The organism is Rahnella victoriana (genome assembly GCF_004330295.1).
GTDB lineage: Bacteria > Pseudomonadota > Gammaproteobacteria > Enterobacterales > Enterobacteriaceae > Rahnella > Rahnella victoriana.
In genome coordinates, this window is sequence record NZ_SJOJ01000014.1 from 50,671 (window position 1) to 72,381 (window position 21,711).

Annotated in this window: 17 protein-coding genes; 11 read left to right on the top strand and 6 right to left on the bottom strand. The window is 52.4% G+C overall.

Annotation, left to right across the window (positions count from 1 at the left end; all coding sequences use genetic code 11):
* Window positions 1–32 precede the first annotated feature (32 nt).
* Window positions 33–1,136, top strand: coding sequence for a YcbX family protein (locus EYY67_RS13340; RefSeq protein ID WP_131693716.1), 1,104 nt, complete (start codon window positions 33–35; stop codon window positions 1,134–1,136).
* Between the two features lie 139 nt (window positions 1,137–1,275).
* Here the strand turns inward: EYY67_RS13340 and EYY67_RS13345 are convergent, their stop codons facing one another.
* Together EYY67_RS13345 and pyrD are read right to left on the bottom strand one after the other, a co-directional pair.
* Entirely contained in the window at window positions 1,276–1,821 is a 546-nt protein-coding gene (locus tag EYY67_RS13345) for a cell division protein ZapC (protein WP_095922585.1), read from the bottom strand.
* Between the two features lie 185 nt (window positions 1,822–2,006).
* Window positions 2,007–3,017 (bottom strand): quinone-dependent dihydroorotate dehydrogenase, encoded by a 1,011-nt coding sequence (gene pyrD, locus EYY67_RS13350; protein WP_119822231.1) that lies wholly within the window; start codon window positions 3,015–3,017, stop codon window positions 2,007–2,009.
* A 315-nt stretch (window positions 3,018–3,332) separates the two neighbouring features.
* On the opposite strand from pyrD, the gene ssuE reads away from it, so the two are divergent.
* From ssuE to ssuB, 5 genes are read left to right on the top strand one after another with little or no spacing between them, the layout of a single operon-like run.
* Window positions 3,333–3,914, top strand: a complete 582-nt coding sequence (ssuE, locus tag EYY67_RS13355) for an NADPH-dependent FMN reductase (protein WP_095922587.1) — start codon at window positions 3,333–3,335, stop codon at window positions 3,912–3,914.
* An 18-nt stretch (window positions 3,915–3,932) separates the two neighbouring features.
* Window positions 3,933–4,907, top strand: coding sequence for a sulfonate ABC transporter substrate-binding protein (locus tag EYY67_RS13360; protein WP_131693735.1), 975 nt, complete (start codon window positions 3,933–3,935; stop codon window positions 4,905–4,907).
* Between the two features lie 59 nt (window positions 4,908–4,966).
* Window positions 4,967–6,121, top strand: a complete 1,155-nt coding sequence (gene ssuD, locus EYY67_RS13365) for an FMNH2-dependent alkanesulfonate monooxygenase (protein WP_095922589.1) — start codon at window positions 4,967–4,969, stop codon at window positions 6,119–6,121.
* Between the two features lie 11 nt (window positions 6,122–6,132).
* The gene (ssuC, locus tag EYY67_RS13370; RefSeq protein WP_095922590.1) at window positions 6,133–6,924 is read left to right on the top strand and encodes an aliphatic sulfonate ABC transporter permease SsuC; all 792 of its coding nucleotides are present in this window, start codon (window positions 6,133–6,135) and stop codon (window positions 6,922–6,924) included.
* Window positions 6,921–7,703, top strand: a complete 783-nt coding sequence (gene ssuB / locus EYY67_RS13375; protein WP_131693717.1) for an aliphatic sulfonates ABC transporter ATP-binding protein — start codon at window positions 6,921–6,923, stop codon at window positions 7,701–7,703. The genes ssuC and ssuB overlap by 4 nt, the downstream gene beginning before the upstream one ends.
* 66 nt (window positions 7,704–7,769) lie before the next feature.
* Here ssuB and pepN read toward each other — a convergent pair whose 3' ends face one another.
* Window positions 7,770–10,385 carry an aminopeptidase N gene (gene pepN, locus EYY67_RS13380; RefSeq protein ID WP_119822229.1) on the bottom strand — a complete coding sequence of 872 codons (2,616 nt, stop codon included), beginning with the start codon at window positions 10,383–10,385 and terminating at the stop codon, window positions 7,770–7,772.
* Window positions 10,386–10,721: 336 nt separating this feature from the next.
* Between pepN and EYY67_RS13385 the strand changes: the two genes are divergently transcribed.
* From EYY67_RS13385 to EYY67_RS13405, 5 genes are all read left to right on the top strand, one after another.
* On the top strand, window positions 10,722–12,134 hold the full coding sequence (locus EYY67_RS13385; RefSeq protein ID WP_095922593.1) for an MFS transporter: 1,413 nt from the start codon (window positions 10,722–10,724) through the stop codon (window positions 12,132–12,134).
* A 336-nt stretch (window positions 12,135–12,470) separates the two neighbouring features.
* Complete coding sequence (gene pncB, locus EYY67_RS13390) at window positions 12,471–13,676, top strand: nicotinate phosphoribosyltransferase (protein WP_095922594.1); 1,206 nt, start codon at window positions 12,471–12,473, stop codon at window positions 13,674–13,676.
* Between the two features lie 256 nt (window positions 13,677–13,932).
* Window positions 13,933–15,333: an asparagine--tRNA ligase gene (asnS, locus tag EYY67_RS13395; RefSeq protein WP_095922595.1), complete on the top strand. Its 1,401-nt coding sequence runs from the start codon at window positions 13,933–13,935 to the stop codon at window positions 15,331–15,333.
* Window positions 15,334–15,633: 300 nt separating this feature from the next.
* The gene (gene ompC / locus EYY67_RS13400) at window positions 15,634–16,755 is read left to right on the top strand and encodes a porin OmpC (protein WP_278248211.1); all 1,122 of its coding nucleotides are present in this window, start codon (window positions 15,634–15,636) and stop codon (window positions 16,753–16,755) included.
* A 241-nt stretch (window positions 16,756–16,996) separates the two neighbouring features.
* Window positions 16,997–18,187 (top strand): amino acid aminotransferase, encoded by a 1,191-nt coding sequence (locus EYY67_RS13405; protein WP_131693718.1) that lies wholly within the window; start codon window positions 16,997–16,999, stop codon window positions 18,185–18,187.
* A 75-nt stretch (window positions 18,188–18,262) separates the two neighbouring features.
* On the opposite strand, the gene EYY67_RS13410 is transcribed toward EYY67_RS13405, so the two are convergent.
* The 3 genes from EYY67_RS13410 to ldtD form a co-directional block, all read right to left on the bottom strand.
* A complete protein-coding gene (locus tag EYY67_RS13410) occupies window positions 18,263–18,910 on the bottom strand; it encodes an MBL fold metallo-hydrolase (RefSeq protein ID WP_095922597.1) in 648 nt (215 codons plus the stop codon).
* 49 nt (window positions 18,911–18,959) lie between these two features.
* Window positions 18,960–19,511: a peptidoglycan L,D-endopeptidase MepK gene (mepK, locus tag EYY67_RS13415; protein WP_095922598.1), complete on the bottom strand. Its 552-nt coding sequence runs from the start codon at window positions 19,509–19,511 to the stop codon at window positions 18,960–18,962.
* A gap of 178 nt (window positions 19,512–19,689) precedes the next feature.
* Window positions 19,690–21,540, bottom strand: coding sequence for a L,D-transpeptidase (gene ldtD, locus EYY67_RS13420; RefSeq protein ID WP_131693719.1), 1,851 nt, complete (start codon window positions 21,538–21,540; stop codon window positions 19,690–19,692).
* Window positions 21,541–21,711 lie beyond the last annotated feature (171 nt).

The following is a 21,711-nucleotide window of genomic DNA, read 5'->3' on the forward strand; positions in this document are numbered from 1 at the left end:
TTAAGACTTTACATTCTGAGAGGCAGTCTTCAGTGCCCATTCTTTCACGTTTATTCGTTCACCCGGTCAAATCCATGCGCGGCCTGCAAGTTTCGCACTCGCTGGTCACTGCCACCGGTCTGGCATTTGATCGCCAGTTCATGATCACCGATCCGCAAGGCATGTTCATTACAGCCCGCCAGTATCCGAATCTGGTCCTGTTCACGCCGGTTTTGCTGCCCGATGGACTGATGATTTGTGCGCCGGAAGGCGACAGCATCAGCGTCAAATTTCATGATTTCGCCGGCGATAACTCGCCGACGAAAGTCTGGGGCAATCAGTTTACCTCACTCATCGCGCCGGAACCCGTAAATCACTGGTTAAGTGGTTATTTAAAGCGGGATGTGCAACTGCGGTGGGTAGGCGATGAACCCACGCGCCGGGTGAAGAAGCATCCTGACGTGCCGTTGTCCTTTGCTGACGGTTTCCCGTATCTGCTGATCAATGAAGCCTCCATGCAGGATTTGCAGCGCCGTTGCCCGGGCGGCGTGCGCATTGAACAGTTCCGGCCGAATATCGTGGTCAGCGGCGCAGAGGCTTATGCCGAAGACAGCTGGCAGACGATCCGCATCGGTGAGGTTATTTTTGATCTGGTGAAACCGTGCAGTCGCTGTATTTTTACCACGGTCAGCATTGAGAAAGGTCGCAAACACCCACGTGGCGAACCGCTGAAAACCCTGCAAAGTTACCGCACTGCCAGCGACGGCGATGTCGATTTCGGTCAGAACATGATTGCCCGCAACAGCGGCGTGATCCGCGCAGGTGACAGCGTGCAGGTACTGGCGATCAAGCCGCCGCGTCCGTACGGCGCGGGCGAAGTCATTGAAAATGTCGACGCACCAAAGAACACCGCGCAAGACGTCAGCATTAATTATCAGGGCACACAGTTTACCGGCAACAATCAGCAAATTTTGCTTGAGCAGCTGGAATTGCAGGGATTACGTATCCCCTATTCCTGTCGTGCCGGGATTTGCGGAGCATGCAGAATGACGCTGAAAGAAGGGCAAGTGTCGCCGCTGAAAGAAAGTGCAGTGGGGAAAGACGGAACGATCTTGTCGTGCAGTTGCATACCGGCAACGGATATTGTGCTCGGCTAAAAATATTTCGCCATTACCCAAAATAGTTCGAGTCGCAGTAACGCGGCAAGTGAAGGGATCCCGATGAGCTTACACAGGTCAGTGATTCGGGTGACTGAGCGCAGCCAACGCATCTGCAACTTGAAATATGGAGGGTAATTTACACTGCCTGATCGTAGACATTATTATCAACGCGGAAGGCGGCAGGCATTAAACGATCATGCATCACTTTAATGGCATCGCCGAGCACCATACCGCGCCCTGCCACAGTCAGCCTTTCCTGCGCCAGCAGGCACAGACTGGCATTATCGCCCGATTCCACCACCAGCAACGTCGCCTGTTCACCGCTTTCCATGACCTGCACCTGAGCAAGCTGACCGTTGGCCGGCTGGAAAGGACGCATCTGCTGAGTGAAATGCCAGCTCTTTGGCATCAGCGGTTTTAAAAAGCGATAAGCGACTAATGCATTTAAAACTAATTCGGCGCGCTGTTCAGCCGCCAGACGAATAGATTTGCATTGCTCTTCAAAATCAAAATAGAGCGCCGCATCGTCGACACAAAATGACATATTTCCGAAAGCATCAGGTGTCAGCATTTTAGCCGGGAAACGGGAACGAAAAATCATGCCATTGGCGAGATCCAACATAAGCCGGTCATGCTCTGCATCAAAATACCAACGCCAATTATCATCTGGTTTGATTTTCATTTCGTCATCCTGTGTGCCCTTATGCCCTCTGTCTGACTTCATTACCTGCTATTCAGGCAAGAATAGATTTTTCAGCAATGAAACGATATCAGACAAATCCTGAGCCTGAATTACGGTCAGTGGACAAAATATAGACGAGCCGGGTTAATAAATAAACCCCTGACTCGTCTTCAGGATAAAAAATATTAGATATGGGTAACAATATCTTTGATCAGACCCGGTCCCTTGAAGATAAAGCCGGAATAGATTTGAATTAAGGACGCGCCTGCGGCCATTTTTTCACGGGCTGCGGTTAATGAATCAATCCCGCCGACACCAATAACAGGCAGACGACCCTGTAATTCATTCGACAGCATGCGGATAATTTCTGTGCTGCGCAGCTGCACCGGACGACCGCTCAGGCCACCAATTTGTTCGCAATAATTCAGCCCCTGGATCAGTTTACGATCGAGCGTGGTATTGGTCGCAATCACGCCATCCATATTATGACGCACTAAGCTGTCGGCTATTTGGATCAATTCTTCTTCAGAAAGATCCGGCGCGATCTTCACGGCGACCGGCACATATTTCTGATGACGTTGCTGAAGCTCAAGCTGCTTATTCTTAATGGCAGCCAGAAGATCATCCAGCGCCTCGCCGTATTGTAATGAGCGTAATCCCGGCGTGTTCGGTGATGAAATATTCACCGCAATATAACCTGCGTACGGATATACCTTTTCCATACAGGTCAGATAATCATCTTTGCCCTGCTCGACCGGCGTGTCTTTATTCTTACCGATATTAATCCCCAGAATGCCGCCAAAATGGGATTTTTTGACATTATTCACCAGATTATCCACGCCATGGTTATTGAAGCCCATGCGGTTAATCAGGCCTTCTGCCTCAACGATACGGAATAAACGCGGCTTATCATTCCCTGCCTGCGCACGCGGTGTGACCGTACCAACTTCGATAAATCCAAAGCCCATTGCCCCGAGAGCATCAATACATTCGCCGTCTTTATCCAGACCTGCGGCCAGTCCCAAAGGATTCTTAAAGGACAATCCCATGCAGGTCACCGGTTTTGTCGGTACGGACTGACGGATCAGAAATTCGAAGGGGGTGCCGGAAATGCGGCTTAACTGACGGAAGGTTAACTCATGGGCGCGCTCTGGATCGAGCTGAAACAGTGCTTTCCTTACTAGAGGATACAACATGGAGACTCCTGGATTCCCGGTGGCTAGACGGGGCGGTATTATCGACTAAGCGTGGGATAATTGGAAACGATAACCGGCATATTGGCTGAATAAATGCGTCGCTGCGCAAACGATTACTTTTTGGTTACCTTTAATTCACTTTTCTCCCTCTTCCCGTCATGGCCGTCTGGCCCGCTAAACACGCGCTTTATCTGTTTTGAAACTTTCCATAGCCAAAATTGAGATTTCCGCTGCGCGGCTTCTGCCTGCTAGGTTTACTTCACTTCGTTAAGAAAAATGATAGTTCTATAACAGATTGTTATAAGGAATAAGCAAATGCGTGTAGTGACACTGGCAGGCAGCCCGCGACAACCTTCCCGATCCTCTTCCCTGCTGGCGCTGAGTCATCAGTGGCTGGCGAGCCGGGGCGTTGAAGTTTTTACCTACAATATTCAGGATTTTTCTGCTGATGACCTGCTGTTCGCCAATTTCGGCAGCCCGCAGTTAAAGCAGCTGAATGCCGAGCTGGCGAGTGCGGACGGGCTGATTGTCGCCACACCGGTATATAAAGCCTCTTTTTCCGGCGCACTGAAAACCCTGCTCGATTTACTGCCGGAACGCGCACTGGATCATAAGGTGGTGTTGCCGCTGGCCACCGCCGGATCGATCGGCCATATGCTGGCGGTGGATTACGCCCTCAAACCGGTTCTGGCCTCGCTGAAAGCGCAGGAAGTGTTACAGGGCGTTTTCGCCGATGACAGCCTGATCACCGATTACCAGACGTTCCCGGCAAAACTCGCGCCCGCCCTGGAAGAGCGCCTGACTGAATCTCTGGAAAACTTTTATCTGGCGCTGAGCCGCCGTCGCCCGGCACTGCCGTCTGTCGCTTCCCTTTCTGCGCAAGCCCTGCGCGTCTGACGTTAAAAGGAATTAATGATGCCTGCTTCTTTCTCTTTACTCCGCCGGATCCCGCTTGTGGCTGGCCTGCTGACCAGCCTGATCCTCAGTGGCACGGCCACCGCACAGGAAAAGGATCCTGCGCAGTTACGCATCGCGTATCAGAAAGGATCTGTCGGACTGGTACTGGCGAAATCACACCAGTTGCTGGAAAAACGCTTCCCGGACACCAAAATCAGCTGGGTCGAATTCCCGGCCGGACCCCAAATTCTTGAAGCGCTGAACGTCGGCAGCATTGATCTGGGCGGCACCGGCGATTTACCGCCATTGTTCGCGCAGGCCGCGGGCGCTGACTTGCTGTACATCGGCTCCGAGCCTCCGAAACCAAAAGCAGAAGTGATTCTGGTCGACAGCAACAGCCCGATCAAAACGGTAGCAGATCTTAAGGGCCATAAAGTCGCTTTCCAGAAAGGCTCCAGCTCGCACAACTTATTGCTTCGTGCCCTGCAACAGGCGGGCCTGAAATTCAGCGACATTCAGCCGGTGTATCTGACGCCTGCCGATGCACGCGCCGCCTTCCAGCAGCATGACGTGGACGCCTGGGCCATCTGGGATCCGTACTATTCTGCCGCACAGGTTCAGGGGGACGTCCGGGTATTAACGGACGGTTCAACGCTGCATCAGACCGGCTCTTTCTACCTTGCGCCGAAGAAATATACCGAAGCGAATCCTCAGTTTATCAGTCAGGTTCTGGAAGTCTTGACGCAGGCGAATGCGCTGACCAAAACCGACCGTGAGCAAAGCATCAGACTGCTTTCCCAGTCGATGGGGCTGCCTGACAAAGTCGTGGCGTCTTATCTGGACCATCTGCCGGACATGCCGATCACGCCGGTCAGCAGCGAAACGGAAAAGCGCCAGCAGCAAACCGCCGACCTGTTCTATCAGAACCATATTTTACCGAAGCCGGTTGAAATCAAAGACCGCATCTGGAAACCCACCGTACAAGCGAACTGAACACCCACTTAGCCGCCGCCGAGCGGTAACGAATCGCACACTTTGAGAGGAACAAAACAATGAGTCTGAACGTTTTCTGGTTTTTACCTACCCACGGCGATGGCCGCTATTTAGGCACTGACGAAGGCGCACGCGTGGTTGACCACGGCTATCTTCAGCAGATTGCGCAGGCAGCGGACCGTTTAGGTTTCGGCGGCGTGCTGTTGCCGACCGGCCGTTCGTGCGAAGACTCATGGCTGGTGGCGGCGTCGCTGATTTCCGTCACCCGGCGGCTGAAGTTTCTGGTGGCATTGCGCCCGGGAATAATTTCTCCGACCCTGGCCGCACGTCAGGCGGCGACGCTTGACCGGTTGTCCGGTGGCCGCGCCCTGTTCAATCTGGTGACCGGCGGCGATCCGGCAGAACTGGCCGCAGAGGGTTTGCACCTCAATCATAAAGAACGTTACGAAGCCTCGGCAGAATTTACCCGCATCTGGCGTCGCGTGCTGGAAGGCGAAACGGTGGATTACGCAGGCAAACACATTCAGGTGAAAGGGGCGAGCCTGATGCACCCGCCGGTGCAGTACCCGCGCCCGCCGCTGTATTTTGGCGGATCCTCCGACGAAGCGCAGGATCTGGCCGCTGAGCAGGTTGAACTCTATCTGACCTGGGGCGAGCCACCGGCGCTGGTGAAAGAGAAAATTGAACAGGTCCGGGCCAAAGCGGCGGCGAAAGGCCGCACCGTGCGTTTCGGCATCCGTCTGCACGTGATTGTGCGTGAAACCAATGAAGAAGCCTGGCGCGCCGCCGACAAGCTGATCGCCAACGTGGATGAAGAAACTATCCAGCGGGCGCAGGCGGCGTTTGCCAAAACCGATTCCGTCGGCCAGCACCGCATGGCAGCGTTGCACGGCGGAGACCGTAACAAACTGGAAATCAGCCCGAATCTCTGGGCGGGGATCGGTCTGGTGCGTACCGGTGCCGGCACGGCGCTGGTGGGCGATGGTCCGACCGTGGCTGCGCGTATGCAGGAATATGCCGATCTGGGCATCGACACCTTTATTTTCTCCGGCTATCCGCATCTGGAAGAAGCGTACCGCGTCAGCGAACTGTTGTTCCCGCATCTGGATCTGGCAAAACCGGAAGACGACAACACGGTGAAAAAAGCGATTTTGCCACGCGGTGAACTGGTCGCGCATGATTTTGCGACTAAACGCGCCGCCAGTCAGCACTGAGGAGAGCAGAAATGACAACGACACAACGCTGGCTGAATCGTGCTGCGCCGTGGGTGGTGCCGGTGGTGTTAATCGGCGGCTGGCAACTGGCCGTCGAAGCAGGCTGGTTATCCAACCGCATTCTGCCTGCGCCAAGCGCGGTAGTCGAAGCGTTCTGGACACTGGCGAAAAGCGGCGACCTCTGGCAAAACCTGAAAATCAGCACCTTCCGCGCACTGATTGGTTTCGCGATTGGCGGCAGCCTCGGTTTACTGCTCGGCTTTATTACCGGGCTGTCACGCTGGGGCGAACGGTTGCTCGACAGCTCCCTGCAAATGCTGCGCAATATTCCACATCTGGCGCTGATCCCGCTGGTGATCCTGTGGTTCGGTATTGACGAATCCGCCAAGATTTTCCTTGTGGCGCTGGGGACGCTGTTCCCGATTTATCTCAATACCTATCACGGGATCCGCAATATCGACCGTGGCCTGCTGGAGATGTCACGCAGTTATGGCTTGTCCGGCTTCCCGCTGTTTATTCAGGTGGTGCTGCCCGGCGCATTGCCGTCGATTATGGTCGGCGTGCGCTTTGCGCTTGGATTTATGTGGCTGACGCTGATCGTGGCCGAAACCATTTCTGCCAACTCCGGCATCGGTTATCTGGCAATGAACGCCCGCGAGTTTTTACAGACTGACGTGGTGGTGGTCGCTATCGTGCTGTACGCCATTCTGGGCAAACTCGCCGATGTCCTTGCCCGCCTGCTGGAAAGTGTCTGGCTGCGCTGGCACCCTGCTTATCAGAAAAAACAAGGAGACGCCGCATGAGCGCACCCGCACGTATCCCGCAAGGCACGCCGGTAACCTTGTCCGGTATCACCAAAAAATACGGCAACCGCGCCGTGCTGAACGATATCAATCTGCGCATTCCACCCGGTCAGTTTGTGGCGGTGGTCGGGCGCAGCGGCTGTGGCAAAAGTACCCTGCTGCGTTTGCTGGCCGGTCTGGAAAAAACCACACAGGGCGAACTGCTCAGCGCCAGCGCACCCCTGAGTCAGGTGCGTGAAGATACGCGGCTGATGTTTCAGGATGACCGTCTGCTGCCGTGGAAAAAAGTAATTGATAACGTCGGCTTAGGCTTAAAAGGCAAATGGCGTGAAGCCGCGCTGGCCGCGCTGGAAGAAGTCGGGCTGGCGGATCGCGCCGACGACTGGCCGTCAGCCTTATCCGGCGGACAGAAACAACGGGTGGCGCTGGCGCGTGCACTGATCCACCGCCCCCGTCTGCTGCTGCTGGACGAACCTCTGGGCGCACTGGATGCCCTGACGCGTATCGAAATGCAGAGCCTGATCGAGCGTTTATGGCAGCAACATGATTTTACCGTATTGCTGGTGACGCACGATGTCAGTGAGGCGGTGACGGTGGCTGACCGGGTGATCCTGATCGATCAGGGTCAGATTGGCATGGATTTAACGGTGGATTTGCCGCGCCCGCGTCGCAAAGGTTCGGCAAGACTGGCGGAACTGGAAGCGGAAGTGCTGGAACGGGTGCTGACGCCGCAAGCGTCACAGACCAGCGTGCAGGAAGCGAAACGCGCACAGCACTGATCAGAAGTTACCGGACAAAAAAAGGGCGATGTCTCCATCGCCCTTTTGCTTTTCTGCTATTTACGCTTACGCATCTAACGCTTTGCTGATCTTCTCGAACAAATCACCGGACAGATTTTCCAGCCCTTTCAGCTGTTCCAGCGCCTGACGCATCAGCGCCTGGCGGTTCTGGTCATAGCGTTTCAGGCGGATCAGCGGCTCGATCATACGCGCAGCCACCTGCGGGTTACGGGTGTTGAGATCAGTCAGCATTTCCGTCAGGAACTGATAACCGCTGCCATCTGCCGCGTGGAAAGCGGAAGGATTCGCCGACGCAAAGGCACCGATCAGCGAACGGACGCGGTTCGGGTTGCCCATGCTGAATGAACGGTGATTGAGCAGTGAACGGACTTTCTCAAGCACATCGGCTGCCGGGCTGGTCGCCTGCTGGATAAACCATTTATCCATGACCAGACCGTCGTGATGCCAGCGTTCATCGTAAGCCGCCATCAGCGATTCACGGCATGGCAATTGCGCCGAGACCGCAGCGGACATCGCCGCCAGAGAATCGGTCATGTTATCAGCCTGTTCGAACTGCGCTTTCACCAACTGGTCAGCCAGCGTGACATCGGCAAAGGCCAGATAATGCAGGCAGGTGTTACGCAGTGAACGTTTACCGATATCTTCGTGCACCACGCGATACGCTGGCAGACGGTTGGCGTTATACACCGCCAGGAACTCATCGGCCATTTCAGTCGCCAGACAACGGGTAATCGCGTCATGCACTGCACTGATTGCTTCCGGATCGATAATCTCGAACAGTTCAGCAATTTCATTATCAGACGGCAGGGTCAGGATCTGCGCCGCCAGTGCCGGATCGATATTCTCATCCAGCAATACCGCACGGAACGCATCCGCCACATGCAGCGGCAGGGAAAGCGGTTGTTTCTGCTGATGACGTGCCACGTTCAGCTTGATGTAAATCGCCAGCAGACTTTGCGCCGCATCCCAGCGGGCGAAATCGTTACGGGCGTATTTCATCAGGAAGGTCAGCTGATGATCGCCCCACTTGTAATCGAGTTTCACTGGCGCGGAGAATTCACGTAATAAAGAAGGCACCGGCGGGTATTCGACATCATCAAAGACGAACGTCTGTTCCGCTTCGGTCACGTTCAGGACATTGCTGACCGTCTGGCCGTTTTGTTTCAGCGCAATCACTTCGCCCTGCGGATCATAGAGTTCGATATCCAGCGGGATGTGCAGAGGCAGTTTCTCACTCTGATCTGGCGTTGCCGGTGTTTTCTGGCTGACCGTCAGGGTGTATTGCTGTTTCTCCACGTCATAGTCATCACGCACGGTCAGTATTGGCGTACCGGACTGGCTGTACCAGCGGCGGAACAGAGACAGATCCACGTTGGACGCATCTTCCATCGCCTGCACGAAATCGTCACAGGTGGCGGCGCTGCCGTCATGACGCTCAAAGTACAGTTGCATCCCGGCCTGGAATTTCTCTTCGCCCAGCAATGTATGCAGCATACGGATAACTTCTGAACCCTTTTCATACACCGTCAGGGTGTAGAAGTTGTTCATTTCAATGACTTTTTCCGGACGGATCGGGTGCGCCATCGGGCTGGCATCTTCAGAGAACTGCGCGCCACGCATCACACGGACGTTATCGATACGGTTCACCGAACGCGATCCCAGATCGGAGCTGAATTCCTGGTCACGGAAAACGGTCAGCCCTTCTTTCAGGCTCAGCTGGAACCAGTCGCGGCAGGTCACACGGTTACCGGTCCAGTTATGGAAATATTCGTGGCCGATCACCGCTTCAATACCAAGGTAATCTTTGTCGGTGGCGGTTTCGGCTTTCGCCAGCACGTATTTGGAGTTAAAGACGTTGAGGCCTTTATTTTCCATCGCACCCATGTTGAAGAAATCAACGGCGACGATCATGAAGATGTCGAGATCGTATTCCAGATTGAAACGGGTTTCGTCCCACTTCATGGATTGTTTCAGGGATTCCATCGCCCAGCCGGCGCGGTCCAGATTGCCGCGATCGACGAACAGTTCCAGCGCCACATCGCGGCCGGAGCGGGTTTTAAAGGAATCGCGCAGTACGTCGAAATCACCGGCGACCAGGGCAAACAGGTAGCAAGGTTTCGGGAACGGATCCTGCCATTTGATCCAGTGTTTGCCGCCTTCCAGCTCACCCTGATCAATGCGGTTACCGTTGGAGAGCAGGTACGGATAGCGGGCTTTATCGGCCACGATGCGGGTAGTGAAACGTGCGAGCACATCCGGACGATCGAGATAATAGGTAATGTGGCGGAAACCTTCGGCTTCACACTGCGTACATAAGGCTTCACCGGAAAGATACAGGCCTTCCAGCGCGGTATTTTTGGCCGGATGGATTTCGTTCACAATCGCCAGTTCAAAGGCTTCCGGCAGACCGGTAATTTCCAGCGCACCTTCTTTGACCTGATATTGCGGCCAGTCCTGACCGTTAATTTTGACGCTGATAAGCGTCAGATCTTCACCGTTGAGCACCAGCGGTGCGCCTTCTGCACCCTGTCGCTTGATCTGGCTGATGGCAGTCACAAGGGTCTTCTGTGCATCAAGCTCGAAATTAAGGTCAATATCCGTGATGGTGTAGTCCGGCGCACGATAATCATGGCGGAACTTGGCTTGTGGCAATTGAGTCATAAAAAACCTTTTGACGTTTTTGTTAATCGTAATGACGTATCTCTAAACTCTAACACAGGCATCAGGAAATCCCAGATTGTTGCCGGTTTGTGAGTGCATATGCGCACCTTTCAACCAAAACACAGAAATTTCTGCAAAACGGTGTTTTTGCCCGTTCAGCGCGCAATCAGATCCCCATCACATATTTGAGCGATAAAACTGTACTTTTCATCAGGCCGGTTTGCGCAGTTTTTTATGCTCTATTTTCTTCTTCATTACATAAATTCAATATTTAAATCCGATCAGGAGTCATTAGCATGATCATGAATACGACGAATCACTGAGGCTACCCCTAAAATGAGTCACACCTGCGCCCCGGAACCGGGAATAACAGAACAAAAAACAATATATAACAATACATTATCCGCCCGCATTGATGCACTCCCGCCCTCTGCCGGACTCTGGCGATTCATCATTTTGCTCTCGCTCGGCGGCTTTTTCGAACTTTATGATCTTTTCCAGACGGGATACATAAGTTCAGGATTAATCGCAGAAAACATATTTCATGTCGGAAGCGCCGGTGTCTTCGGTATATCCGATCAGGCGGCGTTCGCTTCTTCCACATTTTTGGGTCTTTTTTTCGGGGCCAGCCTGCTGGCGCCCAACGCAGACCGCTTCGGAAGGCGCATGACATTTATGTTTGCCCTGGCGTGGTATGGCTGTTTTTCTCTGCTGATGGCATTTCAGAACAGCGCGGAAGGCATTATTTTGTGCCGTTTTCTGGTCGGGATTGGCCTCGGACTGGAACTGGTGACAATAGATACCTATCTGACCGAATGGGTACCGAGCCATCTGCGCAGTCGTGCGTTTGCCTTCGCCTTCTTTATACAGTTCCTTTCCGTGCCTGCGGTTGCGCTGATGTCATGGTGGCTGGTGCCGCAAACCTTCTTCGGTCTGACCGGATGGCGTTATGTGGTGATTGCCGGGGCGCTGTGTTCGCTGATTATCTGGTTTGTACGCAAAAATTTACCTGAATCGGCCCGCTGGCTGGCACAGCAAGGACGGCATGAAGACGCGCATCATGTGGTTACGGCGATGGAAAAACGCTGCGGCGTGACCCGCAGCCCGGCCTATGTTGCAGAAGAAAATACGGGGAATTTACCGCGCAAAGGCACATTCAGGGAGATCTGGTCACCTGAATATCGCCAGCGCACCCTGATGCTGACTGTGATGAACTTTTTCCAGGCCATTGGTTTCTTTGGATTTGGTAACTGGCTACCGGCCCTGCTTTCCGGCAAAGGCACAACGGTGACGCACAGTTTGCTGTATGCCTTCTTTATTACCCTCGCCTATCCGCTCGGATCGCTGATTTGCAGCCGCTACGCCGATAAGATCGAGAATAAATGGCAAATCGTGCTTTCATCGCTGATGACCGTGGTTTTCGGCACGCTGTTCGCCTTGCAGAATAACCCTGTGATGCTGGTGATTTGCGGTTTCCTGATCACGTATTCCAATGCCTGGCTGACGTTCAGTTATCACGCTTACCAGACAGAAGTGTTTCCGACGCATATTCGTGCGCGTGCCGTGGGCTTTTGCTATTCCTTCAGCCGGTTATCCACGGTGTTCAGCAGCATCCTGATTGGCCTGATTTTGCAGGCCGCCGGGACACAGGGCGTTATCGCCTTCATTGTGGTCAGCATGCTGATCGTGATGCTGGTGATCGGTATTTTCGGACCGAAAACCCGGGGCATCAATCTGGAAAATATCTGATCGTTTACTATCGTGAACAAACGTAGCGAATTGAACATGGAAAAAACGGGGTTTAATCGCCCCGTTTTTTTCTTTCAAATTGTCAGATTGATTAAATGTATGTAATCAATTTGTGCTTTATTTAATCCGAAAACTCGCCTGTTTGCCTGAATTACCTGCGTTTAAGCACATTTAAGCCTCGACCATTCACAGACAATTATGATGTGATGAGGGTTCTTTAGCGGGATAATACGGTATACTTCACAGACTTTGCTGTTTTATCCAGAACGTTTTTTTTACGGAACGGTTGTTTGTGTTCAAACACTCAGTTTCTGACGAGGATGCTGTAAACGCGCTATGACTCCATACGCCTCCCCGATTTTGACTTCGCTGTTAGATACCGATGCCTACAAGCTTCACATGCAGCAAGCGGTCTACCATCGCTATCGCAACATCAGCGTCGTGGCCGAGTTCCGTTGCCGTGGCGATGAACTGCTGGGCGAATATGTCAGTGAAATCCGTCAGCAAATCCAGATGATGAGTCACCTGGCGCTCACGGACGATGAGTTCATCTACCTTTCCGGCCTGCCATTCTTCACGCAGGATTACCTGAACTGGCTGAAAACTTTCCGCTACAACCCTGAGCATGTCACCGTTTCTGATCGCAACGGGCATTTACACGTGCGTATTGAAGGCCCGTGGCGCGAAGTGATTATGTGGGAAGTACCGTTGCTGGCAGTTATCAGTGAAGTGGTTCATCGCCAGCGTTCGCCGCAGGCTACCGTGCAAATGGCGGTTGACCAGCTGCGCAGGAATCTCGCCCGCTTTAAGGAACAGGCTTCAGATATTGATCTCTCTGCGTTCCGTCTGATGGATTTCGGCACCCGCCGTCGTTTCTCCGGTGCGGTTCAGGAAGCCATCGTCAGCACGCTGAAGAATGAGTTCCCTTATCTCGTCGGTACCAGCAATTATGACTTAGCACATAAACTGCAACTGACGCCGGTCGGCACTCAGGCTCATGAATGGTTCCAGGCGCATCAGCAAATCAGCCCGGTGCTGGCCAACAGTCAGCGCGCCGCCTTACAAGCGTGGCTGGATGAATATCCCGATCAGCTCGGAATAGCCCTCACCGATTGCATTACGATGGATGCGTTCCTGCGTGATTTCGGCAGTAAATTCGCCAATGCCTATCAGGGACTGCGCCACGACTCCGGGGATCCGGTGGAATGGGGTGAAAAAGCCATCGCTCATTATCAGGCGCTGGATATCGATCCGATGACCAAAACGCTGGTGTTCTCCGATAATCTGGATCTGGATAAAGCGCTGCATCTGTATCGCCATTTCCATCAGCGGGTGAACCTGGTATTTGGTATCGGTACGCGCCTGACCTGTAATATTCCGGATGTGAAACCGCTGAATATTGTGATCAAGCTGGTGCAGTGTAATGGCAAACCTGTCGCGAAACTTTCGGACAGTCCGGGCAAAACGATTTGTCAGGATAAAGCCTTTGTCAAAGCGCTGCGCAAAGCCTTCGATCTGCCGCTGGTCAAAAAAGCCTCCTGAGCCATCACGGCGCGCCGGAGAAATCGGGCGCGCTGTGTGCTTTTTCTTTCCTTTATATAGTTATGATCTAATTCTGCTCGGCTTTTATTCACTCTCTCAATATTTCCCCGTGCTCCCGCCATTTACGCCACAATTCTTCTCCGCTGACGACGATTTCTGCTTGTGTCCTGAGAAAGGCTAAGTAACATAGCAAAATCCCTATTTACAGGGTGTCCAATATTTCTTAGTCAACATATATAAAGAAAGAGAGAAATCTATGAGCGTTGTGCCTGTAGTCGACGTACTGCAAGGCCGTGCTGCGGTTGACAGTGAAGTCACCGTACGCGGTTGGGTACGTACCCGGAGAGATTCTAAAGCTGGTATCTCATTCGTCGCCGTTTATGACGGCTCCTGCTTTAATCCATTACAGGCCGTCGTCAATAATTCTCTGCCCAATTATAATGAGGACGTTCTGCGTCTGACGACCGGCTGTTCTGTGGAAATCACCGGGAAAGTTGTCGCGTCGCCAGGCGAAGGTCAGAGTTTTGAACTTCAGGCCACCGTCGTTAACGTGGTGGGCTGGGTGGATGATCCTGATACCTACCCGATGGCGGCAAAACGCCATAGCATCGAATACCTGCGCGAAGTAGCTCACCTGCGCCCGCGTACCAACCTGATCGGTGCCGTTGCCCGTGTGCGCAACACCCTGTCTCAGGCGATCCACCGTTTTTACAACGAAAACGGCTACTTCTGGGTATCGACTCCCCTGATCACTGCTTCCGATACCGAAGGCGCGGGTGAGATGTTCCGTGTTTCCACGCTGGATCTGCAGAACCTGCCACGTACGGACAAAGGCGAGATCGACTTCAGCGAAGACTTCTTCGGTAAAGAGTCCTTCCTGACCGTATCCGGCCAGCTGAACGGCGAGGCTTATGCCTGTGCCCTGTCTAAGGTTTACACCTTCGGCCCGACGTTCCGTGCAGAAAACTCCAACACCAGCCGCCATCTGGCTGAGTTCTGGATGGTTGAACCGGAAGTGGCCTTTGCCACACTGGACGATATCGCCTCACTGGCAGAAAACATGCTGAAATATGTTTTCCAGGCAGTGCTGAACGAACGTGCAGACGACATGGCTTTCTTTGCTGAACGCGTAGACAAAGATGCGGTTGCCCGCCTTGAACGTTTTGTAACCTCTGATTTCGCGCAGGTGGATTACACCGAAGCAGTAGAAATCTTAATGAATTGTGGCCAGAAATTTGAGAACCCGGTTTCCTGGGGTGTGGATCTTTCTTCTGAACACGAACGCTATCTGGCAGAGCAGCATTTCAAAGCGCCGGTCGTGGTGAAAAATTACCCGAAAGATATCAAGTCCTTCTACATGCGTCTTAACGATGACGGCAAAACTGTGGCGGCCATGGATGTTCTGGCGCCGGGGATTGGCGAAATTATCGGTGGCTCGCAGCGTGAAGAACGTCTGGATGTTCTGGACATCCGGATGGAAGAAATGGGTCTGAATAAAGAAGATTATTGGTGGTATCGCGATCTTCGTCGTTACGGCACTGTGCCTCACTCCGGTTTCGGACTGGGCTTTGAACGTTTAGTCGCTTATGTGACCGGTGTTCAAAATGTGCGTGATGTGATCCCGTTCCCGCGTACACCACGTAATGCAACCTTCTAATTAATTAAACTATTTTTAATTAACAGAATAGTTACATAACTAAGGCCAGCATTGCTGGCCTTAGTCATTTTCAAAGATAGATCCCTGTCACAAAGTTCCGTAAAATACACATCTTGAAATACATTTTTTCTAACTGAAACATATTTAGTAATTTAGTAGCATTTTCGCTGTAGATTAAGCTCACCACGGATGGAATAGTGCGTTCAGACACAGGAGACACCAAACTCTCATGAATAGTTCCGCAAAGAATTATTTACGGCAGTGGCAGGTGTCCAAATAAAACCAATGAGGGTAATAATAATGATGAAGCGCAATATTCTTGCAGTGGTAATCCCTGCTCTGTTAGTTGCTGGTGCAGCTAATGCGGCAGAAGTTTATAACAAAGACGGCAACAAACTGGATTTGTACGGTAAAGTTGACGGCCTGCATTACTTCTCTGATGACACCGGCAACGACGGTGACCAGACTTACGTTCGTTTCGGCTTTAAAGGCGAAACTCAGATTACTGACCAACTGACCGGTTACGGCCAGTGGGAATACAACGTTCAGGCTAACCACGCAGAAAGCATGGGCGACGAAGGCAACAAAACCCGTCTGGGCTTTGCTGGTCTGAAATTTGGCGATGCGGGTTCTTTCGACTACGGTCGTAACTACGGCGCCGTCTATGACGTTGAAGCATGGACCGATAACCTGCCAGAATACGGCGGCGACACCTACACCTACACTGATAACTTCATGGTTGGTCGTACTAACGGCGTTGCAACTTACCGTAACACCAACTTCTTCGGTCTGGTTGATGGCCTGAACTTTGCTCTGCAATATCAGGGTAAAAACGAGAACGACGACCGTGGCGTGTCTAAACAAAACGGCGACGGCTATGCAATCTCCACGACTTATGACATCGGCGCAGGCGTAAACCTGGGTGCAGCATACGCGTCTTCTGACCGTACTGATGCGCAGACTGCTGATGGCAACGGCGACAAAGCTGACGTCTGGACTGTTGGTGCTAAATACGACGCTAACGGCGTATACCTGGCAGCAATGTATGCAGAAACCAACAACATGACTCCGTTCGGTAACACTGAAGCGGGTAACGGCGCAGACAACGGTAACCGTGATGGTTTACAGCAATTCGCTAACAAAACTCAGAACTTCGAAGTGGTTGCACAGTACCAGTTCGACTTCGGTCTGCGTCCTTCTGTAGCGTACCTGCAGTCTAAAGGTAAGAGCCTGAACAGCACTTACGGCGACGACCAGGATCTGGTGAAATATGCTGAAGTGGGTGCGACTTACTACTTCAACAAAAACATGTCTACCTATGTTGACTACAAAATCAACCTGCTGGACGAAAATGACTTCACCAAAGCTAACGGCATCGCAACTGACGATATCGTCGCACTGGGTCTGGTTTACCAGTTCTAATATCGCTTAACGATTCGCTTACGGGCGTATCAAAGGGATATCAAGGCAGAGCTTCGGCTCTGCCTTTTGCATTTTTGAACCTCGACGCCTTCGTTTTTCTGCCTTCCCTCATAAAATATTTTAATCTCCCACGCCTTCTCACAACTCTGCTTTCTTTTTGCCGCAAACGGTTGGCAAACGGGGACGCTGGCGTTAACCTGATGCCCTCTTTCGTCATATCAGGCTAATGGACGTTTCCAACATGTTTGAAAAAATCACTGCAGCACCTGCCGACCCGATCCTGGGTCTTTCCGATCTTTTCCGCGCTGATGACCGCTCAAATAAAATCAATCTTGGGATTGGTGTTTATAAAGATGAAACGGGTAAAACGCCGGTTCTGGCCAGCGTGAAGAAAGCCGAACAATTCCTGTTGGAAAATGAAACCACTAAAACCTATCTGAGCATCGACGGATTGCCTGATTTTGCCCGCTGCACGCAGGAACTGCTGTTTGGTAAAGACAGCGCGGTCATCGCTGATAAACGTGCACGTACTGCCCAGACGCCTGGCGGTACCGGTGCCCTGCGCATCGCTGCTGATTTCATCGCGACACAAACCAGCGCCAGACGTGTATGGGTAAGCAATCCGAGCTGGCCAAATCACAAAGGCGTGTTCTCTGCTTCCGGTCTCGAAGTCGCAGAATACAATTATTATGACGCCGCCAGTCATAGTCTGGATTTCGACGGCATGCTGAAAAGTCTGAGCGAAGCCGTTGCCGGCGACGTGGTGTTATTCCACGGTTGCTGCCATAACCCGACCGGTATTGATCCGACGGAAGAACAATGGGCACAGCTGGCAGAACTGTCAGTGGCTAAAGGCTGGTTACCGCTGTTTGATTTCGCTTATCAGGGCTTTGCAAAAGGTCTTGAAGAAGATGCTGCTGGCCTGCGTCTGTTCGTGGCAAACCATAAAGAATTACTGGTCGCCAGTTCTTACTCGAAAAACTTCGGGTTATATAATGAGCGCGTCGGTGCCTGTACGCTGGTGACCGCCGATGCCGAAACGGCAGAACGTGCGTTCAGCCAGATGAAATCGGTTATCCGCGCAAACTACTCCAACCCGCCGTCACACGGCGCAGCGGTAGTGGCGACTATTCTGGGTAATGATGCCCTGCGCACCTTGTGGGAGCAGGAACTGAGCGATATGCGACAGCGTATCCACCGCATGCGCCAGTTATTTGTCAGCACATTGCAGGAAAAAGGCGCGCAGCAAGACTTCAGCTTTATTATTAATCAGAACGGTATGTTTTCATTCAGCGGCCTGACGAAAGATCAGGTGCTGCGTTTGCGTGATGAATTCGGTGTGTATGCGGTAAATTCAGGCCGTATTAACGTCGCGGGTATTACGCTCGAAAACATGGCCCCGCTGTGTGAAGCGATTGTCGCGGTGCTGTAAAAGGTAAGCGTTGTTGCTCGATTAAAAAAGCCCGTCAGGAAACTGACGGGCTTTTTGCTTTTCAGGCATGACCTTTTACCAGACCGGCATTTCATCCTGCAGGAAAGGATTGGTTTTGCGCTCATAGCCAAAATCAGACATCGGGCCATGACCGGGGATAAAGACGATGTCATCGCCGAGTGGCAATAGTTTCGTTTTAATGGAATGGATCAGCGCCTGATGATCGCCACGCGGGAAATCACTGCGCCCCACGCCGCCTTTAAAAATCACATCACCTGAAACAGCGATACGCGCTTTATCATTGATGAAGACAATATGACCCGGCGTATGGCCCGGACAATGCAGCACCGACAGCGTTTCTTCACCCACGCTGACCGTATCGCCCTCTTCCAGCCAGGTATCCGGCGTCAGCGGGTCGCAATGATCAAGACCAAACATCTGGCTCTGCGTTGGCAGCGCATCAAGCAGGAACTGATCTTCTTTCTGAGGCCCGATGACCGGCACCTGATAATGGGCGGCCAGTTCTGCCGCCGCGCCGACGTGATCGAGATGGCCGTGGGTCAGCAAAATTTGCGTGACCAGAACGCCTTTAGCAGACACTTCCTGAATAATTCTTGCGGCTTCACCGCCCGGATCGACAAGCGCGGCCTGATTGGTTTTGGTACACCAAATCAGTGAGCAATTCTGGCTGAACGCCGTGACAGTAATAAGATGGATTTTCATAAGGCTCCACAAAATGGCCTGCATATTTGCAGGCCATTAATAACACACATCACCAGGTCCGGGCGGGGCCGGTATCGATGTGCACAAAGTTACTTCGTGGATAATATCCTACACCACCCATCCGCATTTTTAATGCTGCTTTGCGGATATTACTCAGTTCGATGCCCTGAATATGGAAATCCATTGCCTGCCCGAGGGTGTGATAACTGTGTTTCGCTACCCCGCTTCCCGGTTCACGCATACTGTTATTGGTTGCCAGTGAACGATAGCCGGAAATCAGTTGAACCGGTTTATTGGTTCCGCCCAGCATGACCTGCAAACGGTAAAGGTGATCGAACAAGGCAGGATCGATAGTCTTAACTTTTTCCGCGCGATAGTCCCTGAACAAATGATTCAACCGGGCCAACTCATCCTTGTTGTAACGCTTTCCATCAAAAAACTCGGTTTTGAGGGTTTCGCCGGTATTTATATTATTAACCACTAAAATACGGGGACGAGGCGTGGAAAGAGTGGCGAATGCACGACCTGGAAGCAATGCAATCCCCATAGCGGCACTGCCCAGTGCCAGCCATTTACGGCGATGTTTGTCGATTTCATTCATGTACAGTTTACTATCCGATAAGAGAGTCAAAAATAGGTCACAGAACGGACCGTTTCGAACCTTAACTGGCAAATTTCAGCGAGTCAAGGGACCCCGATATGCAAAACGAGCGTGCCAGTGGCTCACGCTCGTCATATGGCCAAATACTCTGACCGTTATCAGACTAGTTTTACTGCATTTATTGGAGCAAAATTTCTGCCTGAGGCAAAATTTGTGCACCCGATCTCACTGTCGCATCATAATTGTAAATATCTGTGCGGAACTGCGGCTTACCGTCATCCGCCACCCACGCTGTCAGATAAAACAGTTTTACCGGTATATGATGGCGTATCGCCACATAAGTGGTATTGCCGCCCTGTAAGGCAGACGAAATACGGGTGTCATTCCAGCCAGCATCCTGCAACAGCATATTGGCTAATTCCGATGCTTTATTTACCCTCACACACCCTGAACTCAGCGCGCGAATATCCTTGCTGAAAAGATTATGGTTCGGCGTGTCATGCAGGTAGATGGCATCAGAACTTGGCATATTGAATTTATAACGCCCGAGGGAATTATTCGCGCCCGGTGCCTGACGAATGCGATACGGGAAATGGCTCGGTGAAACCATCGCCCAGTCAATCATCGACGGGTCGATCACTTCGGCGTCATTGCTCCAGCCGGACAACACCTGATAACCATGTTGCTGGAAGTACGTCGGATTATTCATGGCCTTCGGCATAATATCTTCACGCACCAGCGTAGTCGGCACATTCCACGGCGGATTCACCACCACGTTATTGAGCGCACTGCTCATTAACGGCGTTTTGCGGCTCGGACGCCCGACAATCACACGCGAAGACAGCACTTCATTGCCATTGAGGTAATAAGTGAGCTGATAGTTCGGGATGTTCACCATGATACCGGTGTTTACATTGCCCGGCAGAATACGCAGACGCTGAATATTCAGCGCCAGCAAGGTGGCCCGCAATTGCGGAGACGCATTCAGCCACTGACGCGTACGCGCGCCGATAACTCCGTCATCCTCCAGCCCCTGCCATTTCTGGAAGCGTTTTACTGCGTCGACTAATTCAGGGGTGTACTGATTATTCGCCACTGCCAACGCAGGGGCTGGCGCAGGCGTTTCAGCATTCTGTACCGACGGCAGGACGTCCTGCACCGAGGTCGCAGACGGGCTGACGGCTGGCGTGGATTGCTGGGCTTTATCCGCCGTTTCATCGACAGATAAATCGTCATTGGCGGCACTACCCGGCGCATTTGGCGCGATCGTTTCGTCCGTCGGTTTTGGTGATTTGTTCTCTTCCGGTGAGGCGACCATCATGCCGGTGCGGGTGAGAATCTCCCGTAACGCAGGCACATCATCGCTGATTTGGTCCGGACGTAAACTGGCCGTTCCGCTCATGACCGGCCACGGACGGTTATCCGCCAGCATGGTTTTCAGCGCATCATGCATTTTGCTGTAATAAGGATGTTGTGGTGCCAGCGTCGATAAATAATGTGCGGTGGTGCCCTGACGCACAGCCAGCTGCCACTGATTCATCACCGTCAGTGAAGGCGTGGTCATTTTGTATGGCGTCGTGCTGTATAACCATTTCTCGCCATTGGCTTCCACGCTGCTGGTAAACTGCAAATAGCCCAGCATCGCATCCGACAACACCACATCGCGCGCCATGCCTTTTACTTCCGGATCTGTCAGCCATTTCACCCATTGCGTGAACTGAGGCTGGATGCCCGAAATCGCCAGCTCAGCTAACTGTTGCTGGAATATCTGCACGGTTTCCCGATCATTCCACATAGGTTGCATATGGTTCGCCGCATAAAGCGATGACAGGGACGACAGATACAGCGGCCGGATCCCTCGCGGCAGCAGTTCCGCCTGAAGCTGACTCATGCTCTGCACGCTGGACAGCGTGGTTTTCCCCAGCGGCATCGTAGGTACCGTCGCCCAGGCTGCAAACCATGGCGACAGGCCGCTCGCCAGCAGACAGCTGGCGACTAAAAACCTGAGAGACCTTTGATTCATCAACATCTTCCCTTGCCTCCCGATAAAGTGCCCAATTTAATCCGCAAAATTGAGCCAGCAGCTCTTGGATTAAGTATATAAAGAGATTTCTTTTTTTGCGTAGGAACTCAATGAAATAGAGTCCGCGTATAACGTAAAGACTCTAAGCCAGCGGCAAGCCGAAATAAAGCCTTCCGT

Bases quoted from the DNA above. Each gene is read 5' to 3' on its own strand.
- EYY67_RS13345 (WP_095922585.1), bottom strand. From the start codon at position 1,821: ATGAAAATCAAACCAGATGATAATTGGCGTTGGTATTTTGATGCAGAG.
- pyrD (WP_119822231.1), bottom strand. From the start codon at position 3,017: ATGTTGTATCCTCTAGTAAGGAAAGCACTGTTTCAGCTCGATCCAGAG.
- ssuE (WP_095922587.1), top strand. From the start codon at position 3,333: ATGCGTGTAGTGACACTGGCAGGCAGCCCGCGACAACCTTCCCGATCC.
- EYY67_RS13360 (WP_131693735.1), top strand. From the start codon at position 3,933: ATGCCTGCTTCTTTCTCTTTACTCCGCCGGATCCCGCTTGTGGCTGGC.
- ssuD (WP_095922589.1), top strand. From the start codon at position 4,967: ATGAGTCTGAACGTTTTCTGGTTTTTACCTACCCACGGCGATGGCCGC.
- ssuC (WP_095922590.1), top strand. From the start codon at position 6,133: ATGACAACGACACAACGCTGGCTGAATCGTGCTGCGCCGTGGGTGGTG.
- ssuB (WP_131693717.1), top strand. From the start codon at position 6,921: ATGAGCGCACCCGCACGTATCCCGCAAGGCACGCCGGTAACCTTGTCC.
- pepN (WP_119822229.1), bottom strand. From the start codon at position 10,385: ATGACTCAATTGCCACAAGCCAAGTTCCGCCATGATTATCGTGCGCCG.
- EYY67_RS13385 (WP_095922593.1), top strand. From the start codon at position 10,722: ATGAGTCACACCTGCGCCCCGGAACCGGGAATAACAGAACAAAAAACA.
- pncB (WP_095922594.1), top strand. From the start codon at position 12,471: ATGACTCCATACGCCTCCCCGATTTTGACTTCGCTGTTAGATACCGAT.
- asnS (WP_095922595.1), top strand. From the start codon at position 13,933: ATGAGCGTTGTGCCTGTAGTCGACGTACTGCAAGGCCGTGCTGCGGTT.
- ompC (WP_278248211.1), top strand. From the start codon at position 15,634: ATGATGAAGCGCAATATTCTTGCAGTGGTAATCCCTGCTCTGTTAGTT.
- EYY67_RS13405 (WP_131693718.1), top strand. From the start codon at position 16,997: ATGTTTGAAAAAATCACTGCAGCACCTGCCGACCCGATCCTGGGTCTT.
- EYY67_RS13410 (WP_095922597.1), bottom strand. From the start codon at position 18,910: ATGAAAATCCATCTTATTACTGTCACGGCGTTCAGCCAGAATTGCTCA.
- mepK (WP_095922598.1), bottom strand. From the start codon at position 19,511: ATGAATGAAATCGACAAACATCGCCGTAAATGGCTGGCACTGGGCAGT.
- ldtD (WP_131693719.1), bottom strand. From the start codon at position 21,540: ATGTTGATGAATCAAAGGTCTCTCAGGTTTTTAGTCGCCAGCTGTCTG.